Below are 694 nucleotides of genomic sequence, written 5' to 3' on the forward strand. Positions count from 1 at the left end.
GGTGCGCCAGGTAGGCCTCGTCGCGGATGGTCACGTGCAACCGGTTGTTGGTCATGTGCATGTACGGGGACAGCAGCAGCGGCAGCGCCACCGCCGGGTCGGTCACCTTCTCGTCCCGACTGCCGTCCCAGGACCGGAACACCAGCTCGCCCGAGACGGCGAGGGCCTCGGCCCGCCGGCGCAACTCCCGGCAGTGCTCGGCCCAACCGGCCAGGAACCCGGGCAGCCGGCCGGTCTCGCCGGAGCCGACCGCCTCCAGGACGGCGGCGAACCGCCGCCCGAGCCCGGGGCCGGTCTGCGCGTAGGTGCGGTCGTACTCCGCCGACCCGATGAACCCCGTGCCCGGGAAGGCCTGGTGCCAGAACTGGTAGTAGCGGTCGAGGTAGCCGCCGAGCTCCTCCCGGTCGGGCAGGAACACCCCGGCCATCACCATCATCAGCTGGGCCGAGGTCCCCAGCAGGACCGTGCGCACGTGCAGGTTCATCCCGCTCAGCGCCTCCATGACGAGGTCGCTGGAGTGCGCGAAGTGCCACTCGGCCAACTCGACGCCGGCCCGGCCGCCGTACTTGCCGTACTCCGGCTCGTACGGCTCGTAGCTGAAGGAGTTGTTGGGGCGCAGGTTCATCCGGCCGTCGGCGCCCATGAAGGCGGCGCGGTCGCCCTCGGGGAACTCGATGTCGAACAGGGTGTTGTA

Annotated in this window: 1 protein-coding gene; it reads right to left on the minus strand. The window is 70.9% G+C overall.

Going from position 1 to position 694, the window contains the following annotated elements; genetic code table 11:
• Positions 1 to 694: lantibiotic dehydratase C-terminal domain-containing protein (locus G3I71_RS45275; protein ID WP_164324745.1), on the minus strand; the 694-nt coding region annotated here is incomplete at both ends.

Origin of the sequence: Streptomyces sp. SID12501 (assembly GCF_010550245.1) — a bacterium.
Taxonomy (GTDB): domain Bacteria; phylum Actinomycetota; class Actinomycetes; order Streptomycetales; family Streptomycetaceae; genus Streptomyces.